This is a genomic window from Streptomyces sp. S.PNR 29, from assembly GCF_030386795.1.
Taxonomy (GTDB): Bacteria; Actinomycetota; Actinomycetes; order Streptomycetales; family Streptomycetaceae; genus Streptomyces.
In genome coordinates this window covers 75879-98073 of sequence record NZ_JANUQM010000011.1, presented here as the reverse complement: position 1 = coordinate 98073, position 22195 = coordinate 75879, and the positions used below count along the sequence as shown (strand labels likewise).

Annotated in this window: 20 protein-coding genes; 14 read left to right on the top strand and 6 right to left on the bottom strand. The window is 71.7% G+C overall.

Features of this window, described 5'->3' with window-relative positions; all coding sequences use genetic code 11:
• Positions 1-47: 47 nt before the first annotated feature.
• Positions 48-983, bottom strand: a complete 936-nt coding sequence (sigJ, locus tag NW895_RS27605; protein WP_289938870.1) for an RNA polymerase sigma factor SigJ — start codon at positions 981-983, stop codon at positions 48-50.
• 194 nt (positions 984-1177) lie between these two features.
• Between sigJ and NW895_RS27600 the strand changes: the two genes are divergently transcribed.
• Positions 1178-1717 (top strand): YceI family protein, encoded by a 540-nt coding sequence (locus NW895_RS27600; RefSeq protein WP_289938867.1) that lies wholly within the window; start codon positions 1178-1180, stop codon positions 1715-1717.
• A 149-nt stretch (positions 1718-1866) separates the two neighbouring features.
• Positions 1867-3252, top strand: coding sequence for a Tat pathway signal sequence domain protein (locus NW895_RS27595; RefSeq protein WP_289938864.1), 1386 nt, complete (start codon positions 1867-1869; stop codon positions 3250-3252).
• A gap of 211 nt (positions 3253-3463) precedes the next feature.
• Here the strand turns inward: NW895_RS27595 and NW895_RS27590 are convergent, their stop codons facing one another.
• On the bottom strand, positions 3464-4138 hold the full coding sequence (locus tag NW895_RS27590; protein ID WP_289938863.1) for an expansin EXLX1 family cellulose-binding protein: 675 nt from the start codon (positions 4136-4138) through the stop codon (positions 3464-3466).
• 228 nt (positions 4139-4366) lie between these two features.
• On the opposite strand from NW895_RS27590, the gene NW895_RS27585 reads away from it, so the two are divergent.
• Positions 4367-5482, top strand: a complete 1116-nt coding sequence (locus tag NW895_RS27585; RefSeq protein ID WP_289938862.1) for an SGNH/GDSL hydrolase family protein — start codon at positions 4367-4369, stop codon at positions 5480-5482.
• A 15-nt stretch (positions 5483-5497) separates the two neighbouring features.
• On the opposite strand, the gene NW895_RS27580 is transcribed toward NW895_RS27585, so the two are convergent.
• Positions 5498-6289, bottom strand: coding sequence for a DJ-1/PfpI family protein (locus tag NW895_RS27580; RefSeq protein ID WP_289939132.1), 792 nt, complete (start codon positions 6287-6289; stop codon positions 5498-5500).
• A 198-nt stretch (positions 6290-6487) separates the two neighbouring features.
• Here NW895_RS27580 and NW895_RS27575 point away from each other — a divergent pair, with 198 nt between their 5' ends.
• Positions 6488-7408, top strand: a complete 921-nt coding sequence (locus NW895_RS27575; protein ID WP_289938860.1) for an SDR family oxidoreductase — start codon at positions 6488-6490, stop codon at positions 7406-7408.
• Between the two features lie 138 nt (positions 7409-7546).
• The gene (locus NW895_RS27570; protein ID WP_289938859.1) at positions 7547-9547 is read left to right on the top strand and encodes a GDSL-type esterase/lipase family protein; all 2001 of its coding nucleotides are present in this window, start codon (positions 7547-7549) and stop codon (positions 9545-9547) included.
• A gap of 48 nt (positions 9548-9595) precedes the next feature.
• Here the strand turns inward: NW895_RS27570 and NW895_RS27565 are convergent, their stop codons facing one another.
• On the bottom strand, positions 9596-9904 hold the full coding sequence (locus NW895_RS27565; protein WP_289938857.1) for a hypothetical protein: 309 nt from the start codon (positions 9902-9904) through the stop codon (positions 9596-9598).
• Between the two features lie 181 nt (positions 9905-10085).
• Here NW895_RS27565 and NW895_RS27560 point away from each other — a divergent pair, with 181 nt between their 5' ends.
• Complete coding sequence (locus NW895_RS27560) at positions 10086-11141, top strand: glycoside hydrolase family 43 protein (protein WP_289938855.1); 1056 nt, start codon at positions 10086-10088, stop codon at positions 11139-11141.
• 26 nt (positions 11142-11167) lie between these two features.
• On the opposite strand, the gene NW895_RS27555 is transcribed toward NW895_RS27560, so the two are convergent.
• Positions 11168-12556, bottom strand: coding sequence for a glycoside hydrolase family 43 protein (locus NW895_RS27555; protein ID WP_289938854.1), 1389 nt, complete (start codon positions 12554-12556; stop codon positions 11168-11170).
• Positions 12557-12771: 215 nt separating this feature from the next.
• Here NW895_RS27555 and NW895_RS27550 point away from each other — a divergent pair, with 215 nt between their 5' ends.
• The 4 genes from NW895_RS27550 to NW895_RS27535 all read left to right on the top strand — a co-directional run bounded on the left by NW895_RS27550 (position 12772) and on the right by NW895_RS27535 (position 16608).
• Entirely contained in the window at positions 12772-14199 is a 1428-nt protein-coding gene (locus NW895_RS27550; RefSeq protein ID WP_289938853.1) for an amidase, read from the top strand.
• A 90-nt stretch (positions 14200-14289) separates the two neighbouring features.
• Positions 14290-14508, top strand: a complete 219-nt coding sequence (locus NW895_RS27545; protein WP_289938851.1) for a hypothetical protein — start codon at positions 14290-14292, stop codon at positions 14506-14508.
• Between the two features lie 133 nt (positions 14509-14641).
• Positions 14642-16123 carry a flotillin family protein gene (locus tag NW895_RS27540; protein WP_289938849.1) on the top strand — a complete coding sequence of 494 codons (1482 nt, stop codon included), beginning with the start codon at positions 14642-14644 and terminating at the stop codon, positions 16121-16123.
• A 38-nt stretch (positions 16124-16161) separates the two neighbouring features.
• Positions 16162-16608, top strand: coding sequence for a type II toxin-antitoxin system PemK/MazF family toxin (locus NW895_RS27535; protein ID WP_289938847.1), 447 nt, complete (start codon positions 16162-16164; stop codon positions 16606-16608).
• On the opposite strand, the gene NW895_RS27530 is transcribed toward NW895_RS27535, so the two are convergent.
• Entirely contained in the window at positions 16593-17408 is an 816-nt protein-coding gene (locus tag NW895_RS27530; RefSeq protein WP_289938846.1) for a TIGR02452 family protein, read from the bottom strand. The two genes, NW895_RS27535 and NW895_RS27530, sit on opposite strands and share 16 nt — an antisense overlap.
• A 290-nt stretch (positions 17409-17698) precedes the next feature.
• Between NW895_RS27530 and egtA the strand changes: the two genes are divergently transcribed.
• Genes egtA through egtD form a run of 4 tightly spaced genes read left to right on the top strand, consistent with a single transcriptional unit; the run spans position 17699 to position 22195 of the window.
• Positions 17699-19012, top strand: a complete 1314-nt coding sequence (egtA, locus tag NW895_RS27525; protein WP_289938845.1) for an ergothioneine biosynthesis glutamate--cysteine ligase EgtA — start codon at positions 17699-17701, stop codon at positions 19010-19012.
• Positions 19009-20325 (top strand): ergothioneine biosynthesis protein EgtB, encoded by a 1317-nt coding sequence (gene egtB / locus NW895_RS27520; RefSeq protein WP_289938844.1) that lies wholly within the window; start codon positions 19009-19011, stop codon positions 20323-20325. The genes egtA and egtB overlap by 4 nt, the downstream gene beginning before the upstream one ends.
• Entirely contained in the window at positions 20325-21236 is a 912-nt protein-coding gene (gene egtC / locus NW895_RS27515) for an ergothioneine biosynthesis protein EgtC (protein ID WP_289938843.1), read from the top strand. The genes egtB and egtC overlap by 1 nt, the downstream gene beginning before the upstream one ends.
• Positions 21233-22195: an L-histidine N(alpha)-methyltransferase gene (gene egtD, locus NW895_RS27510; RefSeq protein WP_289938841.1), complete on the top strand. Its 963-nt coding sequence runs from the start codon at positions 21233-21235 to the stop codon at positions 22193-22195. Before egtC ends, egtD begins: the two co-directional genes overlap by 4 nt.

Genomic DNA, 22195 nt, shown 5'->3' with positions numbered 1-22195 from the left:
GTTGCGGCAGACCGTGGTCTCCGGGACCGGTGGTGCGCGGGCACATGTCAGTCCGCCCGCCACGGCCGGAGCTTGTCGGGGTTGAGAACCGCCCAGATCCGCATGATCCGGTCGCCTGCGACGTCGAACGCCAGCACCGACACGGTGACGTCCTCCAGCCGAGCCATGAGACCGGGCCGGCCGTTGACCGTGCACTCCAGGACCGTCACCTCGGGTACCGCCCTGGCCCGCTCGGCGAAGAAGCACGCGACCTGCTCAGCGCCCTGCACCGGGTGGAGAGAGGCCGGGACGATACCGCCGCCGTCACCGGTCGCCGTGGCGTCAGGAGCCAGCAGGCCGATGAGGGCCTCGATGTCCTTGGCCTCCCAGGCCTGCTTGAAGCGTCTGACGATGTCGGCGCGCTGGGCCGCCGGAGTCACGTGGGACCCCGAGGCGCGCACGCGGCGGCGGGCCGATGAGGCCAGCTGGCGGCAGGCCGCCGGCGAACGGCCGACGATCTCGGCCACTTCGGCGAAGGAGTAGCGGAAGACATCGTGCAGGATGAACGTGACCCGCTGGGCCGGAGTCATCGATTCGAGCACGACGAGGAAGGCCATGTTGACCGACTCGTCGAGGGTGACCCGGTCGGCGGGGTCGGCCGTGCTGTCGCCCCCTGCCCCGCTGATCCACTCCGTACCGCCGGGCAGCGGCTCCGGGATCCACGGGCCCACATAGCGCTCCCGTCGGGCCCGTGCCGAGCCGAGCAGGTCGAGGCAGAGGCGGCTGGCGACCGTCGTCAGCCAGCCACCGGGGGACGCGATGCCTGCCCGCTGCTGTGGTGACATGGCGTACCAGCGGGCGTAGGTCTCCTGTACGACGTCCTCGGCCTCGGCCAGCGAGCCGAGGAGCCGGTACCCGAGGTTGATCAGCTGATGCCGCTCGCTCATGATCGCGCTCAGGCTCGGGTCGAGCCGGTCGTCTCCCGGCCCGGTCGGGGTGGTCATGGTGTGGACGACTCCCTTGGTCACTTGTGTCCTCGCCCCTTCGACGACACAGCCCACCGAAGTGTGAGGCCGGGGCGTCGCCTCACATTCCGCGGGGCTGTGCCGTCGTACCCGCTGGAACCGACACCACGCGGACGCGAAACGTCGCGCCGCGGTGGACCGACCACATCTCTTCCCTCCAGGAGCGAGCAACCATGACGACCACGGCCGACGTCGGCGAACTGACCGGCGACTACGTCCTCGACACGGCCCGCACGCGCATCGGCTTCGCCGCGCGGGCCGCGATGGTCACCAAGGTGCGCGGGCAGTTCGACGAGTTCGAGGGCAGCGCGCACCTGGACGGCGACGCCCCGTCGATGTCCACCGCCCGGCTCACGATCCGGGCGAGGAGCGTCCGGACCCGCAACCGGAAGCGCGACGACCATCTGCGCGGCAACGACTTCCTGGGCACCGACGGCCATCCGGCCATCACCTTCACCTCGACCCGCGTGGAGCAGGCCGAGGAGACCGGCTTCAAGGTCACCGGTGACCTGACCGTCCGCGGTGTGACCAAGCCGGTCGTCGTGGACGTCCGGCTGACCGGCGCCGAGAAGGACCGGCAGGGCACCTTCCGGGTCGCTTTCACGGGCAGGGCGACGGTCCATCGCAAGGACTGGGGTGTCAGTGGGGGCGGGGGCCTGATCAGCGACAAGGTGGCGCTGGAGTTCGACATCGCAGCGATCCGGCGGTCCTGACGCCACGGCGGCCCCGAGCGGGTCAACAGGTGTGGGTGCCAGGGCCGTTGACCCTGACCTGACGCAACAGCAGAATGAGCGCGCACTCGTGAGAGCGCTCTCAAGCGCGCCACGCCCACGCCGCCACCCCGCCACATCCGAGGAGACCCATGACCGCCGGCCAAGGCCCGGGACTCAGCCGCCGTACGCTCATCGGGGCCGGCCTCGGCGCGGCGGTCCTCACCGCGGGCGGCTCCGGAGCGGCCCTGGCGGCGGGACGCCCGTCCGCCGCCACAGCCCCGCCCCAGCGCAGGGCGTACGCCTTCCTCGCCGCCGCCATGGACGCCTACCCGGATCACGGCACCCTCCGGCTGGCCCAGAGCTACACCGACCAGGCCGGCCTGTTCAGCACGGCGTTCACCTACGACAACGCCCTCGCGGTCCTCGCCCACCTCGCCTCCCGCACCGAGGGCGGCCGGTCCCGGGCCGTGGCACTCGGCGAAGCACTCCTGTACGCCCAGGCCCACGACCCCGCGTACGACGACGGCAGGCTGCGTCAGGCCTACAACGTCGGGCCGTACACCTTCTACGACGGTTCACCGCAGCCCGAGGGCTTCGTCCGAGCGGACGGCACGGCCAACATCGGCACCCAGTTCGGCTTCACCGGCACGGCCGTGGGCGACATGGCCTGGGCCGGCATCGCGCTGTGCGCACTCGCCCACCGCACAGGTCAGCGCCGCTTTCTCACCGGCGCCGTACGGATCGGCGAGTGGATCGAGCGGGTCGGCCGTACGGACGAGCCCCTCGGCGGCTACAAGTTCGGGGTCAACGGGGCGAACGAGAAACTTCCGTTCACCTCGACCGAGCACAACACCGACCTGATCGGCCTCTTCGGCCGGCTCGCCCGGCTCACCGGGGACCGGGTGTGGCGGGAGCGGCGCGCGCGTGCCGAAGCCTTCGTCAAGACGATGTGGGAACCGTCCGGAGGCTTCTTCTACACCGGCACCGACGACGGCGTGACGATCAACAGATCCCCGGTCCCCGAGGACACCCAGACCTGGACCCATCTCGCCCTCGCCTCCCCCGCCCATGCCCGGTCGCTGGACTGGGCCGCGGCCGAACTCGCCGTACTGGACACGGCCGAACGGCGCAACAGCACGGTGCCCGTGGGCCAGTCCTACGAAGGGGTCACCTTCAGCTCCGCCTCCCTCCTGGCGAACGAGGACGCCCCGATCGCCGACGGTCAGCCCAGGCCCGACCGCAACGGCGTGTGGTTCGAGGGAACGGCCCACCTGGCGCTCGCCCTGCGCGACCGGCACGCCCCCGGAGACGAGGCACGCGCCCGCCGGCTGATCTCCTCCATCGAGCGGGCACAGGAGCTGCTCGGCGACGGCCAGACCATCGGAGGCAAAGCGCCGGCCGCGCACTGCGGAGTCGTCTCGGCGAGCAGTCCGCTGGACACCGGTTTCGGATTCGGCTACTACCCGTACCGGCACACCGGCGCCACCGCCTGGTACCTGCTGGCCGCGGCACGCGCCAACCCGCTGCGGGCCTGAGCAGCACCGCGCGGACAGGGGGAAATCGTTCAGGGCTGCCCGGTGCCGGCCGACGCGGTGCTCGGGGCCTGAGTGCCGGTGGTGCCGAACCGGATGGGACTCTGCGGACACGACCCAGGCGCGAGGACCGGGGCGGACAACGCATGACCGGCAAAGCGCGTGCCAGGATTGCACAAAGCCCCGACACCGGTGCCGGGCAGGGCTCCCCGCGTCAGCGTTTGGCGAACTGGGCCCGGCCTGGCTGGTCGACGTTCGGGGTGATGGCGATGCCGGTGTCGGTGAGTGACTGGCCGTGGATGTCCGTGACGCGGATGTCGGAACCGCAGCCGGTGCCGTCCGCCGAGACGAAGTAGTTGTACTCCTGGCGCGGCAGTTGACGCCATGTCGAGCCGGTGCGGACTTCCAGGGTGGCGACGGGGTTGCGGTGGTTGCGGACCTGGATGCCGCACCACCACTGCGAGGAGCCCTCCTTGTAGCGGTAGGTGACGGGGCCGCTGATGTCCGGGCTCACCAGCTTCCAGGTGATCGGCACACGGCCTGCCACGGGGTCGGCGATGCGGGCGAAGGCACGTTCACCGAGGTCGATGTCCCCGGGGCGGCACTCCGGGCACCGGTCGACGATCTTCACCGTGATCTCCCCCCGGGGGCCCTTGACGTGGAGGTACGCCCCGCACATCCGGGAGTTCTCGTAGTCGGTGTGGTTCAGGGCCGCGATGCCGATGTCGGCGGTGGCGTCGTAGAGGCAGTTGCCGACGCCGGTCGCGCCGTAGAAGGTGCCCTCGCCTGAGTAGGTGATGCCGGGCTGGACGGTGGCGTGTGCCGGTGACGCGGTCGCGCACACGAAGGCCGTGGCGCCGGCCAGGAGCATGACGGGTCTGCTGCGCATGCGGGTGCCTTTCGAGAACGGTGGGGCGCGCTCGCGACGCGATCCTGACACCCTGCGGAGATCGATTGAAAGTGCAATTACAGTCATGCGTCTCGGCCCCTGTCACCACCGCCGGTTCGCTCCGGACGGCTTTCACAAGGGCTTGACGGAGACTTGAGCAGCGGTCACATTCGGGAGACCTGTGGGAGCGCTCCCAGCAGGCCGAGTCCTCTGGCAAAGGATGGCCCCATGCAGACGCATCGCCGTTTGTCCCGAAGGACGTTGGTCGCGGCCGCCGCCGCGGGCCTCGTCGGTGCCGTCGCCGCACCCTCGCAGGCATCCACCGCACGGGCCCGGTTCCACACGGTGGGCCGGGTCAGGTACGCCGACGACGGATTCGTGCAGTACACGTGGCCCGGCATCTCCTTCGAGGGGCGGTTCCGCGGCACCGGTGTCGGCATCGTCCTCGACGACGCCGACAACGACTACGACGTCCAGATCGACGGAACCACCGTCGCCTCCCTGGTGACCCCGGGCCGGACCACCTCCTGGATCGACGGCCTGCCCGGCACCGAGCACCGCGTGCGGCTCGTCAAGCGCACGGAGAGCCCGTGGGCCACGGGCCGGTTCGGCGGGTTCGTCGCCGCCCCTGGAGGCACGATCCTCGCCAGGCCCCCGGCACGGAGCAGACAGATCGAGTTCATCGGCGACTCCTTCACCGCGGGCTACGGCAACCTCTCCACCCTGCGCGACTGTTCGGGCAACGGAGGAGTCAACCGCAACAGCAACGCCGACCTCGCCTTCGGCGCCCTCACCGCCCGTAGCCTGGGCGCCGACTACCAGGTCAACGCGTTCTCCGGCCGTGGCATGGTCCGCAACTACAACGGCAGCAGCCCCGGTACGGACTTCCGCACGTACTACGACCGGGCACTGCTGAACGTCGACGGCGACGTCTGGCGAAAACCGGCCACCTGGCGGCCTCAGGTCGTCGTGATCGGCCTGGGCATCAACGACTTCTCGACACCGCCCAACCCGGGCGAGCCGTGGGCCGGCCAGGAGGAGTTGGCCACCGCCTACGAGGCCGCCTACCACGGCTTCCTGGACAAGCTGCGCGCCCGGTACGGCCCCAGGACCTTCCTCGTGGTCAGCGCCACCCACGTCTACAACGCCCCCGTGTTCCCCGAGACGGCCCAGCGCATCGTCCAGGAACGCAACCGGCGGGGCGACAGCCGGGTCCGCTACTGGTACTACGACGATCCCCGCCTGGACCGCCTCGGCTGCGACTGGCACCCCTCCCTCAACGACCACCGCATCATCTCCGGCCTGCTCAAGACCCACCTCACCACGCTCCCCCTGCACTGGTAGGCGAACGGCAGTACGTCACACGGCCGCGTCGTCGATCAACCGCAACGCCAGCCGCTGGAGTTCGGGGGTCGCCTTCTCGGGGCTGCCGGTGTCGAACGGCGGGTCGGGGTCGTACTCGACGGCGAGCTGCATGGCCTGGCCCACCTGTTCGCCGGCCAGCCGCGCGGCGAGGTGCAGACCCACGTCGATGCCTGCCGAGACACCGGCGGCCGTGATGACCTTCCCGGCCTCGACGAAGCGTCCGGGGGTGTAGACGGCGCCGACCTCCGCCAGATAGGAGCGGGAGGCCCAGTACGTGGTGGCGGGCAGCCCGCGCAGCAGCCCGGCCGCGCCCAGGATCAGCGATCCCGTGCACACGGACGTGGTCCACACCGACCGGCGGTGGATGTGCCGGATCCAGTCGAGGACCACGCGGTCGGCCATCGTCGTCGTGACGCCGCGCTCGCCACCACCGGGTACGAGGAGCACCTCCGCCTCGGTCACGTCGGCCAGCGAACGCTCCGCCACCAGCCCCAACTCGCCGGTGTCGGTGCGGATCCGCCCGGACCTCTCGGCCACGGTGGTCACCGTCACCCCCGGAACCCGGCACAGCACCTCGTACGGCCCGACCGCGTCGAGCGCGGTGAAGCCGTCGTACAGCAGCACCGCGACGCGTGTCGTGCCCCCGTCGGGCTCCCGGGCACCGGCGTCCTCCGCCCGCCCCGCCTGCGCGGCCCGTGCCGCCGGCACGCCTCCGCCTGCCACCAGGCCCGCACCCAGCCCGCCTGCCACAACGCCCCGGAGCAACCGGCGGCGATCACGGTCCATGCCTGTCATGTCCGACTCCCTCTCCCGAAACACGCCCCACAGGGGCACCGGTGACCAGGTAGTCGGCCCGAGTCGGCGTCGAGTTCCCGTGAACCGGTTTGCTTGTCCCCCGCCGGACAGGGCACGCGTTGCGGGACAGCACGGCGTGGTCACACGCAGACGCGGCCCGCCGTAAACGGCATCGGCGAAAGGAAAGCCTTGCAGCCCGAACGCGAACAGCCCGAGCACGAACAGTCCGCACCCCAGGTCGTCTCCGAGCCCGACCCGCCCTACGACTCCCAGAAGCAGCAGCGGCCCGGCCTGGAGGCCGACATGCGCACCCCGCCGCGCTACCGGGCGGACCGGTACCGCGCCTGCGGCAAGCTCCGGGACAAGGTCGCGCTGATCACCGGCGGGGATTCCGGCATCGGACGGGCCGTCGCCCTGCTGTACGCGAGGGAGGGTGCCGACGTCGCGATCGTCCATCTGCCGGACGAGCAGGTGGACGCGGAGCAGGTGCGGCGCGAGGTGGAGGAGCAGGGGCGACGTTGCCTGCTGCTGCCGGGGCACCTGACGGACGAGGCGTTCTGCCGCGAGGCCGTGGAGCGGACGGTGGCCGAACTCGGCGGACTGAACATCCTGGTGAGCAACGCCGCCTACCTCAACAGCAAGCTGGAGCTGGAGCAGCTGACCGCCGAGGACTTCGACCGCACGTTCAAGACCAACGTGTACGCCTACTTCCATCTGCTCATGGCAGCGCTGCCCCACCTCCGGCCGGGGGACGCGGTCATCGCCACGGCGACGGAGGAAGCCCTCAAAGGCAGCACGACGATGATCGACTACGCGGCGTCCAAGGCCGCGCTGATCACCCTGACCAAGTCCGTCGCCGTGCACCTCGCCCAGCGGGGTGTGCGCGCCAACGTGGTGGCCCCCGGCCCCACTTGGACGCCGCTCAACGAGGCGGACCAGAACATGCCCCCGGACGGCCTGGCCCATATCGGCAGCGAGGCACCGCTGCAGCGTGCGGCCCAGCCGGAGGAGATCGCGCCGACGTACGTCTACCTCGCTTCCGACGCCGACTCCAGCTACACGGTCGGCGAGGTGATCGCCGTGACGGGCGGCATCGTCGACACCCGGTGAGGTGCTGGGCGGAGGCGGGGTGGTGCCTTTCCGCGGCGTCCCCGCCTCGCGCCGCCGCTTGACGCTGAACCGTTTCATTGCTTCTCTCGAAAGGCTGCCTATGGGAGCGCTCCCAGCCCTCACCCGAAAGGGATTCCCGTGCAGACCACCCCCCACGACGCGCCCTCGCTCCGCGCCAGACGCACGCTGCCGGCCGTGCTCACCGCCGTTCTCGTCGCCTGCCTGCTCTCCTTGACGGGCCACTCCCCGGCGCGGGCCGCCGCGGGTGACGGCTCGGTGTCCGATCCCAACATCGTGTACGTCGGACGCTGGGACACCGGTTCCGGCACCGCGGCGGTGCCCGGCTGGACCGGCGCGTATCTGCAGACGGCCTTCACCGGGACCACGGTGAAGGTGAAGGCCCGAGACGCGGTCAACCTGTACGTGAGCATCGACGGCGGCCCCGACGTCTTCCACGCCGGCGTGCGCGGCACGGTGAACCTCACGCCGCGGCCCCTGTCCCCCGGCACCCACACCCTGCGGATCTCCTACCGCTCGGGCGACACCGTCTTCCAGGGCCTGGTGCTGGACGCCGGTGCGCGCACGGTCGCCCCGAACATGCCGTCCCGGCTGGTCGAGTTCGTCGGCGACTCCATCACCGCCGGTGCCCTCACCGACCGGCTGGCGCTCGACTCGTACGCCTGGAAGACGGGCGAGCAGCTGGGTATGCGCCACACCCAGATCGCCCGCTCCGGCTACTGCCTTGTCGCCCAGTCCGGCTGCACGGGTCTGAGCACCCAGTTCTTCAAGGCGGCGAGCACGGGTGGCCAGGGCTGGGACTTCTCCCGCTACCGGGCGGACGCCGTCGTAATCAACCTCGGCACCAACGACATCGGCCACGGGGTGAGTTCCGCGCAGTTCCGGTCGGCGTACACCAAGTTCCTGAGCGATCTGCGCGCCACGTACCCGAACGCGCACCTCTTCGCGGTGCAGACGCTGAAGAAGCGCTACGTCACCGAGACCAAGGCGGCCGTCGGCGCACGCAACGCCGCCGGTGACGCCAGGGTGCACTACGTCGACACCACGGGCTGGCTCACCGACGGCACCGACTACGAGGACGGCAACGGACACCCCAACGAGGCGGGCCACACCAAGTTCGCGAACCGCCTCGCCCCCGTCCTCGGCGCCCGCCTCGGCACCCCGGCCTCCGCACGGGCAGCCGCTCCCGGGCAGCCCGGCGACCCCAACATCAAGTTCGTCGGCCGCTGGGACACCCAGAGCTCCCCCACCGCCTACACCCCGTACTGGGCGGGTGCGTACTACCGGGTCGGCTTCACCGGCCGGACCGTCCAGCTCAAGCAGCGGGGCACGATCGACTTCTGGGCGCGGATCGACGACGGGCCGGTGAAGTTCTACGACGACGTCAAGGGGACGGTGAACCTCACCCCGACGGCGCTGGCGGCCGGCCGGCACACCCTCCAGGTCAACTACCAGGTGGTCGCCGGCTCGTACCGGGGCGACGCGGTCTTCCAGGGACTGGTCCTCGACAGCGGCGCCACGACGTTCGCACCACCGGCCCCCGGCAAGCTGATCGAGTTCGTCGGCGACTCGATCACGGTGGGGACGACGACCTCGCAGAACGCCCGCACCGCGTACGGCTGGCTGATCGGCGAACGGCTCGGCACCGAGCACACCCAGATCGCCCAGGGCGGCGCCTGTCTGGTCGCCGCGGCGGACGGATGCGTGGGGCTGGAGCAGCAGTTCACCAAGCTCAACCCGAACGCGCCCACGCCCGGCTGGGACTTCTCCCGGTACAAAGCCGACGCGGTCGTCATCAACCTCGGCACCAACGACGTCGGCCACGGGGTCAGTACCACGCAGTTCCAGGCGGCGTACTCAAGCCTGCTGCGCAAGGTCCGCGCCGCCTATCCGCAGGCCTGGATCTTCGCGCTGGAGACCTTCCGAGGGCGGTTCGTCCCGCAGACCGAGGCAGCCGTCCGGGCGGCCGTCGCCGGCGGTGACGCGCGGGTCTCCTTCGTCGACACCACCGGCTGGCTGGGTTCCGGCGACCTGACGGACTCGGTCCACCCCAACGACCGGGGCCACCGTGTCATCGCCGACCGTCTCGCCCCGGTCATCGCGGCGAGGATCGGTACCTGACGGAACGGCAGCCAGACCGGCCCGGCCCGGCCTGGCTGCCGGTGTCCCTCAGCGCCTCAGGTCCGCCCCGGCCGCGGCCGCGACGACGGCGTCCCGCTCGGTGCGGGTGAAGAGCCCCGCGGACAGCCAGGTGTCGGCGAGGGTGCGGACGGCCCTGACGAACCGGCCGGAGCTCGCGAAGGGTGCCTGCTCCCAGAGCACGTCGAGGAAGGTCAGGCCGTCGTCTCGCGCGCGGTTGGGGACGCCGGAGTCGGCCGTGCCGAACACAAAGGAGAAGGTCCGCCTGGCGACGTCCGCCACGGCGTCGGCGTCGTACACCTCCCCCTGGGAGAGCGTCACCGCCGTCAACGACGGCAACTGCCTGGACCTGCCGGACGGTTCGGCCGAAGTTCTGGTTCGCGCCGGAACCGCAGGGCGCAGAAGTTCGCCTGGAACGCCGACGGCACACCGAACTTCGGCACCCCGGTGGCCGTCGGCGTCCCGCTGACCTCACCGTCGGGCGAGTAGCCCCCGGCCCCAGCGGCGGGGCATCCGGGCGATGCCCCGCCGCACCGCGTCGACGTATTCTTCGGCCGTGGCCGGCACCGAACCGATGCGGCTTCCCGACATGCCGCTGCACGACCCTTTCGTCGTCGCGGACGAGAAGACCCGCACCTACTACCTCTACACCTCCAACGACCCGTCCGTGTCGGCCGTGGACGGTACCGGCACGATGGTCTACCGCAGCCGCGACCTGCGTGACTGGACGCGCCCCGTCGTGGTCTTCCTGGCCGGGGAGCAGACGGGCATCTGGGCGACCGACGGCGGATGGGCGCCAGAGGTGCACGCATGGGGCGGCATGTACTACCTGTTCACCACGCTGCACAACCAGGACAAGCCGCTTCCGGTACCACCGCCCTCCCCGTGGGGCACGCCGTTCCAGATCCCGAACCACATGCGCGGCACCATCACGGCGGTTTCCGACTCGCTGCTCGGCCCCTTCACCGTCACCGACCCCGCACGCCCCACCCCGCCCGCCGAGCTGATGACCCTCGACGGCACGCTCTACGTCGATCCCTCCGGGCAGCCCTGGATGGTGTACGCGCACGAGTGGCTGCAGACCGTCGACGGCACCATGGAAGCGATCCGGCTGGCTCCGGACCTGTCCCGGACCATCGGAGAACCCATCTTCCTGTTCAAGGCGTCGGACGCGTCCTGGCTCGGCGAGCAGATACCCGGCGGCATACCGCATCAGCTCCCGCCCTACGTCACCGACGGCCCGCAGCTGTACCGCACCCCTGACGGCTCCCTCCTCATGCTGTGGTCGACGTACGAGAAGAACGTGGCCGGTCCGGACGGCACCGTCAGTGGCGGCTACGTCCAGACCTACGCCGTATCCGGGTCCGGCGACCTCGCGGGCCCGTGGCAGCAGCAGCGGCCCCTGGTCCGCGAGGACAGCGGTCACGGCATGCTGTTCCGCACGTTCGACGACCGCCTGATGCTGATCCTCCACCGCCCCTTCGAGAACGCGCGGGGGAAGCTGTACGAGATGCGGCTCACCGGTCACGAGCTACGGGTCGTCCGCCGGCGCGCCGACCTCGACGGGGGCGGGTGACGGCGCGCCGGATACCCGAGCGCGGCTCAGGCCCAGGCCGTCACCGGTGTGAACGAGCTGTCCTGCCGGAACAGGTCCGTCCCGTCCGAGCGTTCGACGCGGAGCTGGTAGCTGTAGTGCCGCAGGTAATAGCCGGGGTAGTTGTACGACTCGAAGCGGATCGAGCCGCTCGCGCTGCCCGTGCGGGCGATGAACGTGGCGTCCTTGGCGAAGGTGCTCGTGCCGTCGTTGGCGTCGAACCGGGCGCGGAAGTCCCAGTGGCGCAGGTACTTGCCGGCCGCGTCCCGGAAGGAGTAGCCGTTCGCGTCGGCGAGCCCCGGGACGACCGTGAAGGTGGAGGCCTGCTTCTCGGCGGTGGTACTGGTGCTGCTCACCACGGGGAGGTTGAGCAGGGAGGACTGCTCCTGCCAGTAGCGCGTGGTGTAGTTGACCGACCGGAAGGAACGGGTGACGTTCCTGGCCAGGCTCGGACCGCCCGAGACCGTCTCCTTCACCACCGTGAAGTGCCGGGCGGTGCCGGAGACGGCGGGCAGCGCGGCCGGGGCGGACCAGGTGGCGAAGGTGTCGTAGCTGTCGCTGTAGTAGTAGTTCCCGTCGCCGTAGCCGTCGAAGAAGATCCGCCAGCCGCCGTTGTCGAGCTGCACCAGCGCCGGGCCCTCGCGGTAACTGCCCCAGCCCGCCCAGTCGCCCGTCCTGCGGATCGTGTACGGGCCGGTGAGGTTCGAGGCGGTGGCGTACTCGATGTACTTCGTCGTCTCGTTCTTCGGGAAGGCGTGGTAGGTCGAGCCGATCTTCACGATGAACGTGTCGATGTGGTTGGCGCCGATACCGGACAGGGCGACGGGTGAACTCCACGAAGTCAGCGCGGAGTTGGTGGCCTTGAGCAGGTACGGCGTGAAGATCCACTGGTCGTTCGCGGTGGAGCAGGACACGATGATGTTGACACTGCCGTCGCTGTCGACGAACCACTCGGGCGCCCACGCCCGGGAGAGGTTCGCGATCGGGACCGTGTAGTCGTACAGGAACGTCCAGGTGACCCGGTCGGAGCTGCGGGCGAAGCCGATGGTGGTGCTGGTGTCCTGCCAGGTGTGGGTCGTGTAGGTGATGTAGTAGTAGCCGTCGGTGTGTCTGAAGATGCTCGCGTCGCGGATCCGGTTGCTGGGCGGTGTGTAGGCGGAGGCCTTGAGCAGCCGGAAGTCGGTGGCGTCGTCGGACTGGTAGACGTTCACCGTGCCGTCGTTGCTGTTGAGGAACGGCACGATGGTGTAGCGGGTGGCCGAGCCGCTCGGCGGGGCGGCGGCGAGGGCGGTGCCCAGCAGTCCGGGCGCTTCGCCCAGCAGGACCGCCGAGGCGGGCAGGGCGGCCATCGCGCGCAGCAGGGTACGGCGGGACGGCATGGGGGGACGTGAGGTCACGGCGGCTCTCCTGTTCGAGATTCCGAATGCGGTTCGGAAAGTCGATCAGAAGGTAGGGGTGGGGCACCTGTACGTCAATGGGTCGCGCAGGAACTGATGGGGCTCGTGGGACCTCTGTTGGCGGCCAGTGAAACGACGCTCCCGCGCGCACGCTTCGCCTGCGGCCCTCCGGACGTTACCGTTCGGTAGACAACACGCTCTCCGGAGGTGCCCGCATGACGCTCGACCGTGTCACTGGCCTGGCGGAGTCCGCCCGAGCGCTGGCCGCCGGGGAGGTGACGTCCCAGGCGCTGGTCGAGCGGGCCCTGGCGCGGATCGAGGCGACCCAGGGATCACTCAACGCCTTCCGGATCGTACGGACCGAGGCCGCGCTCATCGAGGCCAAGGCCGCCGACCGGGAACTGGCCGCCGGGGCGCGCAAGCCGCTGCTCGGGGTGCCCGTGGCCGTGAAGGACGACATGGACGTGGCCGGCGAGCCGACGGCCTTCGGCTGCTGCGGAGAGCATCCGCCGGTCGCCGAGGACGGGGAGGCGGTCCGGCGGCTGCGCGCGGCCGGGGCCGTGATCGTCGGCAAGACCAACACGTGCGAGTTCGGGCAGTGGCCGTTCACCGAGGGACCCGCCTTCGGCGCCACCCGCAATCCGTGGAGTCCGGAGCACACGCCGGGCGGCTCGTCCGGCGGTTCGGCCGCGGCCGTGGCGGCCGGGCTGGTGCCCGCGGCACTCGGCTCGGACGGCGCCGGGTCGGTGCGGATCCCGGCCGCCTGGACCCACCTGATCGGCATCAAGCCGCAGCGCGGCCGCATCTCCACCTGGCCGCGCGGCGAGTCCTTCCAGGGCATCACGGTCAACGGCACCCTCGCCCGTACGGTCGCCGACGCGGCCCTGCTGCTGGACGCGGCGAGCGGCAACCACGAGCGGGACCCGCACCAGCCGCCGGCCGTCGACGCCTCTCGGGCGGTGGGCCGGGACCCCGGCCGGCTGCGGATCGCGCTCTCGCTCACACCACCGTTCACCGCCCTGCCCGCCCGTCTCCAGCCGGAGGTGCGGGCCCGGGTCGTCGAACTCGCCGAGCAGCTGGCCGGGATGGGGCACACGGTGGAGGAGGCCGACCCCCCGTACGGCCGGATCGGGCTGACCTTCGTCCCGCGCGCGACGGCCGGTATCGCCGAGCGGGTCCGCGAGGCGCCGTTCCCCATGCTCCTCGACCGGCGCACCCGTGCTTCCGCCCGGCTGGGGCGGCTGCTCGGCGGACCCCCGCTGCGGATGGCACGGCGCGCGGAGGCGGTCCTGCACCGCCGGATCGGCGCGTTCTTCGAGACGTACGACGTGGTCCTCGCGCCGACGACGGCCGCTCCGCCGCCCCGCATCGGCGCGATGCTGGCGCTGGGCGGTCTGGCCACCGACCGGGCGATGATCGCCGCCTGCCCCTACGCCTGGCCGTGGAACGTGCTGGGCTGGCCCGGCGTCAACGTCCCCGCCGGGTTCGTCACGGGCGGGCTGCCGGTCGGGGCCCAGCTGCTCGGGCCGGCCAACAGCGAGCCGCTGCTGCTGCAGCTCGCCGCGCAGCTGGAGGCCGAGCTGCGCTGGCACGAGAGGTGGCCGCCGGAACAGCGGCTCACCTCGGACTCCCCGGTCGCCTGAGCGCGCCCTTAGGGGTCCTTTCACCATGAGCGTCCGAGCAGGTCGCGCGACCCGGACGGGCATAGTGAAAGGACCCCTTACTCTGTGGCCATGGGCGAAGCGTCGATGGTCGGGCTGATGGGGCGGGTCACCGGCACGGTGGGGCCCGGGCTCGTCGGTGAGGTGATCGTCCGGGTGCGCGGCGGCGCGGAGCACTTCCTCGCCCACCCGGCCTTCGGCACGGACCGCATCGAGCCGGGCACGGTGGTGACGGTCGTGGAGTACCTGCCGCCGAGGACCGTCTACGTCCAGGCCGTGTACGACAGTTGAGCCTGCCGCGACGCAGGTGAGAGCCGCGTGCGTCAAGGTTTCGGCAAGGATGCGCCGGCGTCTGTACCCGGGCGTCGCACAGGCGCACACTCCCTTCGTTCGGTGCCGAAAGGGCACCATGCAAAGGGGGCGTATGCCGATGGTCGTCGGCGTCGTGGCGGGGGTGGCGGTAGGTGCCGTCCTCGTACTGATCGGTCTGTTCAAGCTGATGTGGCGGGTCGCGGAACCCAACGAGGCGCTCATCATCTCCGGTTCCAAGCACCGTACCGAGGGCCTTGAGGAAGGCATGGGATTCCGCATCGTCACCGGACGCGGCACGCTCGTGCTGCCCGGGGTGCAGGCGGTGCGCAAGCTCTCGCTCGATCTGAACGAGACCGAACTGCATGTGGACTGCGTGACGCACCAGGGCATTCCGCTGAAGGTGCGGGGCGTGGTCATCTTCAAGGTGGGCGACGACTATGTGTCGATCGCCAACGCGGCCCGTCGCTTCCTCGACCAGCAGAAGCTGATGTCGGAGCGGGTGCACAACGTCTTCGCCGGTCATCTGCGGTCCATCGTGGGCGGTCTGACGGTGGAGGACATGATCCGGGACCGGGAGAAGCTCACCGGGCAGACGCGGGCCGCGTGCGGCACCGAGATGGAGAAGCTGGGTCTGATCGTCGACTCGCTGCAGATCCATGAGATCGAGGACCCGACCGGGTACATCCAGAACCTGGCGATGCCGCACGCCGCGGCCGTGCAGCGGGACGCCCGGATCGCGCAGGCGGAGGCGAACCGGCTCGCCACCGAGGCCGAGCAGCAGTCCTTCGCCCGGATGGCGGAGGCCACCCGGGACAGCGAGATCCTGCAGGCGGGATACCAGGCGGAGCGCGACAAGGCCGCCGCGAAGGCCCGGCAGGCCGGTCCGCTGGCCGACGCCGCCGCCCGGCAGGAGGTCGTCGTCCAGGAGACCCGGGTGGCCGAGCTGGAGGCCCACCGGCGTGAGCAGCAGCTCCAGGCGGACGTCCGCAAGCCGGCCGACGCCAAGGCGTACGAGAAGCGCACCCTGGCCGAGGCCGAGCGCGACGCGCGGATCTCGGGGGCCGAGGCCAAGGCGAAGGAGACGGAGCTGGCGGCCGCGGCCGAGGCGACCCGGGTCAAGACGGCCGCGAGCGCCGAGGCGGAGGCGACCAGGACCCGCGGTGCCGCGGCGGCGCAGGCCACGCGGGACACCGGTGCGGCCGAGGCGGCAGCCGCGCAGGCGAAGGGCCTCGCACAGGCCGAGGCGACCAAGGCGCAGGGCCTGGCGGAGGCGGAGGCCATCAAGGCCCGTGCCGCCGCGCTCGCCGAGAACCAGGAGGCCGTGGTCGCCCAGCAACTCGCCGAGAAGTGGCCGGAGATCGTCCAGGCCGGGGCCTCCGCCTTCGGCAACGTCGACAACATGGTGCTGCTCAACGGGGCCGACGGCATGGCGGAGTTGTTCGCCAAGGCGCTCACGATGGGCGGCACGGGACTGGGACTGGCGCGTCAGCTTCTCGCGTCGATGAACCAGAACGGGCAGGCGGCGAACGGGGCTCCGTCCTTGAACGGGGTCGCCACTGCGCCGCCGCAGAAGGTGCCCGTCCAGGACAGCTGACGCACCGGGTTCACGGGGGCAGCCCTTAAGGTGCCCCCGTGACTGCGTTTACCGATGAGAACGTTCCCGGCCGTTTCGGCTCGTCCGCCACCACGGAGGCCGACCCCCGCCAGGTCGGCCGGGTGCGCACCGAGTACTCACCCGCGCACGACGGCGACCCCGACCCCGGAGAGATCGTCTGGACCTGGGTGCCCTTCGAAGAGAACGACGGGCGCGGCAAAGACCGGCCCGTGCTCGTCGTCGCCCGTGAGGCGGCCGGCACCTTCCTCGCCGTACAGCTCTCCAGCAAGCGCCACGACGGCGACCGGGAGTGGGTGGCGATCGGCAGCGGCCCCTGGGACCGCTCGGGACGGGACTCCTGGGTGGACGTCGACCGCATCCTGCGGTTGCACGAGGAGGGCATGCGCCGGGAGGCGTGCGCGCTGGACCGTATGCGGTTCAACCTCGTCAGGCACCGGCTGCACGAGCGCTACGGCTGGACCTGAAAGGCCTTCTCGAAGGCGCTCCGGACCACGCTCCCCGGCGTGCGGTCCAGCACCCCGAACACCACGTGCTCGAAGGTCGCCGCGAACCGACCGCCGGGCCCCAGCAGTGCCCGGAACGCGCCCGCGACCTGCGCCGGGTCGTTCCGGAACACCCCGCAGCCCCAGGCACCGAGCACCAGCCGCCGGTGGCCGTGGGCCGCGGCCGTCTCCAGCACCCGCCCGGCCCGTACGGCCAGGGCCCGCGGCAGGTCCGCCGCGCGCTCGGGGGCCGTACGCAGGACCACGCCCGCGTTCGGCGCCGCCGAGGTCAGGAACGCGGCCGTGTACGGCTCGTCCAGCAGGCGGCCGCGGTCGTCACGGAAGACCGGCACGGCGGGTGAGTGGATGACACGGTCCGTGTAGAAGGGGTCGCGGTGGGCCCGGTGGTGGTCGTAGAACTCCGGGGCCCGCAGCAGACAGGTGTACAGCGCGGAGGCCCGGCACAGGGCTTCCTCCTGGGCCTGGGCGCCGTTCAGGTAGCCGCCTCCGGGGTTCCGTGCCGAGGCGAAGTTCAGTACCGCCACGTCCCCGCCCAGCCGGCGGGCGGCCTCCAGGCTGCTCTCGCCCGTGACCTCGACGCGGGTGTCCAGGGGCGGGCACGGCGGGACCTCGACCGGCCCCGGACCGTGCATCCGCGTGCCGTCCCCGGCAGCCTCGACCGCCGCCGCGATCGGCACCTCACGCCCGCCGGGCGCCCGGTAGGCTCCCGCAGCGACGATCTCCTCCGTGTCGCGGGCGATGCCGCGCAGGCGCGCGCTCATGGCGCCACCCCCGTACGCGCCGTGCCCGCGCGCCGCGCGGCGTCCCCCGTCGTGCTCATGCAGGCATCGTGGGTGATCCTGGTCTTGTGGCGCAACAGGGTTTCCCGGTCCGGAAACGACCGGAAAAGCCTCTGGAAACGGCTGGAAGACGGAGATGACCGGCCCGGAACGTCCCGGTTCGCCCCCTTGTGCCGAGCGACGTGAGGGTCTTGGGTGGGACGAGTGGCTGCCGACCCGGCCCAACAGACCCCCGGGTCGGCGACATGGTGGAATCTCAGGAGGATCCCGACATGTCTGATTCGTCAACTGCCTCGGCGGGTGACTGTACGGAGCACTTGGGCGCCGTCACCGAAGCCGAGGTGGAGGCGCTGGTCCGCGGCATCTGCTTCAAGACCGGACCACCCCGCCGCACAGGCGTCGAAGTGGAATGGCTCGTCCACGAGCTGCGCGCGCCGCAGCTCCCCGTGACACCCGAACGGCTCGAAGCGGCCTACGCCGCACTGCGGACCGTGCCCCTGAGGTCGGCGCTCACCGTGGAACCCGGCGGCCAGCTGGAGCTGAGCTCGCCGCCCGCCGCCTCGCTGACCGAGTGCATCGGTACCGTCTCCGCCGACCTCGACACCGTCCGCGCGGTCCTGCGCGAGGACGATCTGGTGCTCGTCGGCGTCGGCCACGACCCCTGGCACCCACCCCGCCGGTTCCTGCGCAAGCCGCGCTACGACGCCATGGAGACCTGCCTGGACCGCACGGGCCCGGCCGGCCGCGCCATGATGTGCGCCTCGGCCTCGGTGCAGGTGTGCCTGGACGCCGGGCACGAGGAGCCCGGCCCCCTCGGCCATGTGCGGCGCTGGTGGCTGGCCCACCAGCTCGGTGCGGTCCTGGTGGCGGCGTTCGCCAACTCTCCGCTGGCGTGCGGGCGGCCGACCGGCTGGCTGTCCACCCGGCAGCTGCGGTGGGCGGAGATCGGCCCCGGCCGGGCGGGCGGTCCCCCACTGGACGCCGACCCGCGCGGTGCCTGGTCCCGGCACGTCCTGGACGCCCCGGTGATGTGCGTACGGCAGGACGGCGGCACCTGGGACGTCCCCGACGGGCTGACCTTCCGGGAGTGGACCAGGTCCAGGACGCCCAGGGCACCGACCCGGGACGACCTCGACTACCACCTCACGACGCTGTTCCCGCCGGTCAGACCACGCGGCCACCTGGAACTGCGCATGATCGACGCACAGCCCGGCGACGACGGGTGGATCGTGCCGCTCGCCGTGACGACGGCGCTGTTCGACGACCCGGAGGCCGCGGAGACCGCCTACCGGGCCGTGAAGCCGCTGGCCGAGCGCACCCTCGCCCTGCCCGCCCCGCACAACCCGCTGTGGCTCCACGCGGCCCGCCACGGGCTCGCCGACCCCGAGCTGCGCGAGGTGGCCGTCGCCTGCTTCACGGCGGCGCTCGCCGCACTGCCCCGGCTCGGAGCCGCCACCGAGGTGACGGACGCCGTCACGGCGTACCTGGACCGTTACGTCAGCCGGGGCCGCTGCCCCGCCGACGACCTGCTGCAGACGCTGCACGGCACGAGCCGTCGCCCGCACGGGAAGGACATCCGCTCATGACCGACCCCGCCCTCGACCCCGACTCCTTCCGCAAGCGCGCACTGAGCTCGCTCACCACGGCCCGCGACCGCACCACGCTGCTGACCAGCTGCGTGGAGGAACCCGACCTGACCGCGCAGCACTCACCGCTGATGTCCCCGCTGGTGTGGGACCTCGCGCACATCGGCAACCAGGAGGAGCAGTGGCTGCTGCGGGCCGTCGCCGGGCAGGAGGCGATACGGCCCGAGATCGACAGCATCTACGACGCCTTCGAGCACCCTCGCGCCGAGCGCCCCTCGCTGCCGCTGCTGTCGCCCGCCGAATCCCGGCGGTACGCGGCCGAGGTGCGCGGCCGGGCCCTGGATGTGCTGGAGGGGGCCGCGTTCCACGGAACACGGCTGACGGAGGCGGGTTTCGCCTTCGGGATGATCGCGCAGCACGAGCAGCAGCACGACGAGACGATGCTGATCACCCATCAGCTCCGCAAGGGCCCGCCCGCTCTGACCGCGCCCGATCCCGACCCGGTGCCGCTGTTCACCGGCCCGGCCGAAGTCCTGGTCCCGGGCGGCCCGTTCACGATGGGCACCTCGACCGAGCCGTGGGCCCTGGACAACGAGCGTCCCGCGCACCGGCGTGAGGTGCCGCCGTTCTACATCGACACCACTCCGGTGACGAACGCCGCGTACCAGGCGTTCATCGAGGACGGGGGCTACCACGACGAGCGCTGGTGGACGGCGGACGGCTGGGCCCACATACGGCAGCACTCCATCACCGCGCCGCTGTTCTGGCGCCGGGACGGCGGGCAGTGGCTGAGGCGCCGCTTCGGCGTCACGGAGGTCGTGCCGCCCGACGAGCCGGTGCTCCACGTGTGCTGGTACGAGGCCGACGCCTACGCCCGCTGGGCCGGACGGCGGCTGCCCACGGAGGCCGAGTGGGAGAAGGCCGCGCGGTACGACCCGGCCGGCGACCGCTCGATGCGCTACCCGTGGGGCGACGCCGACCCGGCGCCGGAGCACGCCAACCTCGGCCAGCGGCATCTGCGCCCCGCCCCGGCCGGGAGTTACCCGGACGGCGAGTCGCCGCTCGGGGTACGGCAGTTGATCGGTGACGTGTGGGAGTGGACGGCGAGCGACTTCCTGCCGTACCCCGGCTTCCGGGCGTTTCCGTACAAGGAGTACTCGGAGGTGTTCTTCGGCTCCGACCACAAGGTGCTGCGCGGTGGTTCGTTCGCCGTGGACGCGGTGGCCTGCCGGGGCACGTTCCGCAACTGGGACTACCCGGTCCGGCGGCAGATCTTCTCCGGCTTCCGCACGGCCCGCTCGGGGGACGCCTGATGTGCCGTCACCTGGCGTACGTCGGGCCCGAAGAGCCCCTGGGGCGGCTTCTCGTGGAGCCGCCGCACGCTCTGTACCGCCAGTCGTGGGCGCCCCGGCGGCAGCGGTACGGGACGGTCAACGCGGACGGTTTCGGGGTCGGCTGGTACGCGGAGGGCGACCCGGTGCCGGCGCGGTACCGCCGGGCCGGGCCGATCTGGGCGGACCAGTCCTTCGCCGATCTGGCCCGGGTGGTACGCACCACCGCGCTGCTCGCCGCGGTGCGGGACGCGACCCTGGCGGGCGCGGACGCGGAGGCCGCCGCGGCTCCGTTCGCGGCCGGGACCTGGCTGTTCAGCCACAACGGCGCCATCGCGGGCTGGCCCGGTTCACTGGCGCCACTGGCCCGTCTCCTGCCGCCCGAGGAGCTGCTGTCCCTGGAGGCCCGCAACGACTCGGCGTTCGTGTGGGCGCTGGTGCTGAACCGGCTGCGCGGCGGCGACGCGAGTGAGCCGCAGGGGCGCGCCGGTGTCGGGACGGTGAGCGCGCGGAGGCCCGAAGGGCTGAGCACGGTCACGCTCTCGGCACCGGCTGCAGCGCCCCGGAGGCGAACGGCACAGCAACTCGCGGGGCAGGCACTGGCCGACACGGTGGTGGAGGTCGCCGAGGCGTCCCCCGCCTCCCGGCTCAACCTGCTGCTCACCAACGGCGAGACCATCGCCGCGACCGCCTGGGGCGACACCCTGTGGCACCTCACCCGGCCGGGCGGCGGCACCGTCGTCGCCTCCGAGCCCTACGACGACGACCCGCGCTGGCAGGAGGTCCCCGACCGCACCCTGCTCACGGCGAGCCGCACGGACGTGCTGCTCACCCCGCTCAAGGAGCCCAGCGACGACGCGGCACCCGCACAATGCAAGGAGCCCTGTACGTGAGCCCGTTGCACAAGACCCGCACCCTGCCCGAGGACGCCACGGACGCCGCCCTGCGCTCCGACGTCCTGAAGGGCCTGACCCACACCCCCAAGACGCTCCCGCCGAAGTGGTTCTACGACGCGCACGGCAGCGACCTCTTCGAGCAGATCACCGAACTGCCGGAGTACTACCCGACGCGCGCCGAGCGGGAGATCCTCGTCGCCCGCTCCGATGAGATCGCCGCGGCCACCCGCGCCCGCACGCTCGTCGAGCTGGGCTCCGGTTCCTCGGAGAAGACGCGGTACCTGATCGACGCCCTGAGCGAGCTGCACACCTACGTTCCCGTCGACGTCAGCGAGAGCGCCCTCACCCAGGCCGGGCAGGCGCTCGTCGCGGAGCGGCCGGAGCTGCACGTGCACGCGCTGATCGCCGACTTCACCGCCGGGCTGACGCTGCCCGGGGCGCCCGGTCCCCGGCTGCTGGCGTTCCTGGGCGGCACGATCGGCAATCTCCTGCCCGTCGAACGGGCTGCGTTCCTGACCTCCGTCCGGACACTGCTCTCCCCCGGCGACGCCTTGCTGCTGGGCACGGATCTCGTCAAGGACGAGCAGGTCCTGGTCCGGGCGTACGACGACGCGGCCGGGGTGACGGCCGCGTTCAACAAGAACGTCCTGACGGTCGTCAACCGCGAGCTGGGCGCCGACTTCGACCCCGCCGCCTTCGACCATGTGGCCCTATGGGACGCCGAGCAGGAGTGGATCGAGATGCGGCTGCGCTCCCGTACGGGGCAGACCGTGAAGATCCCCGCGCTCGGCCTCGCCGTGGACTTCGCGGCGGGCGAGGAGCTGCGCACCGAGGTGTCGGCGAAGTTCCGGAAGGAGGGCGTGCGCGCCGAACTGTCCGCCGCGGGGCTGGAGCTGGCCCACTGGTGGACGGACAGCGAGGGGCGGTTCGCTCTGTCGTTGAGCGTGGTGCGCTGA

Bases quoted from the DNA above. Each gene is read 5' to 3' on its own strand.
- sigJ (WP_289938870.1), bottom strand. From the start codon at position 983: ATGACCACCCCGACCGGGCCGGGAGACGACCGGCTCGACCCGAGCCTG.
- NW895_RS27600 (WP_289938867.1), top strand. From the start codon at position 1,178: ATGACGACCACGGCCGACGTCGGCGAACTGACCGGCGACTACGTCCTC.
- NW895_RS27595 (WP_289938864.1), top strand. From the start codon at position 1,867: ATGACCGCCGGCCAAGGCCCGGGACTCAGCCGCCGTACGCTCATCGGG.
- NW895_RS27590 (WP_289938863.1), bottom strand. From the start codon at position 4,138: ATGCGCAGCAGACCCGTCATGCTCCTGGCCGGCGCCACGGCCTTCGTG.
- NW895_RS27585 (WP_289938862.1), top strand. From the start codon at position 4,367: ATGCAGACGCATCGCCGTTTGTCCCGAAGGACGTTGGTCGCGGCCGCC.
- NW895_RS27580 (WP_289939132.1), bottom strand. From the start codon at position 6,289: ATGGACCGTGATCGCCGCCGGTTGCTCCGGGGCGTTGTGGCAGGCGGG.
- NW895_RS27560 (WP_289938855.1), top strand. From the start codon at position 10,086: ATGCCCCGCCGCACCGCGTCGACGTATTCTTCGGCCGTGGCCGGCACC.
- NW895_RS27550 (WP_289938853.1), top strand. From the start codon at position 12,772: ATGACGCTCGACCGTGTCACTGGCCTGGCGGAGTCCGCCCGAGCGCTG.
- NW895_RS27545 (WP_289938851.1), top strand. From the start codon at position 14,290: ATGGGCGAAGCGTCGATGGTCGGGCTGATGGGGCGGGTCACCGGCACG.
- NW895_RS27540 (WP_289938849.1), top strand. From the start codon at position 14,642: ATGCCGATGGTCGTCGGCGTCGTGGCGGGGGTGGCGGTAGGTGCCGTC.
- NW895_RS27530 (WP_289938846.1), bottom strand. From the start codon at position 17,408: ATGAGCGCGCGCCTGCGCGGCATCGCCCGCGACACGGAGGAGATCGTC.
- egtA (WP_289938845.1), top strand. From the start codon at position 17,699: ATGTCTGATTCGTCAACTGCCTCGGCGGGTGACTGTACGGAGCACTTG.
- egtB (WP_289938844.1), top strand. From the start codon at position 19,009: ATGACCGACCCCGCCCTCGACCCCGACTCCTTCCGCAAGCGCGCACTG.
- egtC (WP_289938843.1), top strand. From the start codon at position 20,325: ATGTGCCGTCACCTGGCGTACGTCGGGCCCGAAGAGCCCCTGGGGCGG.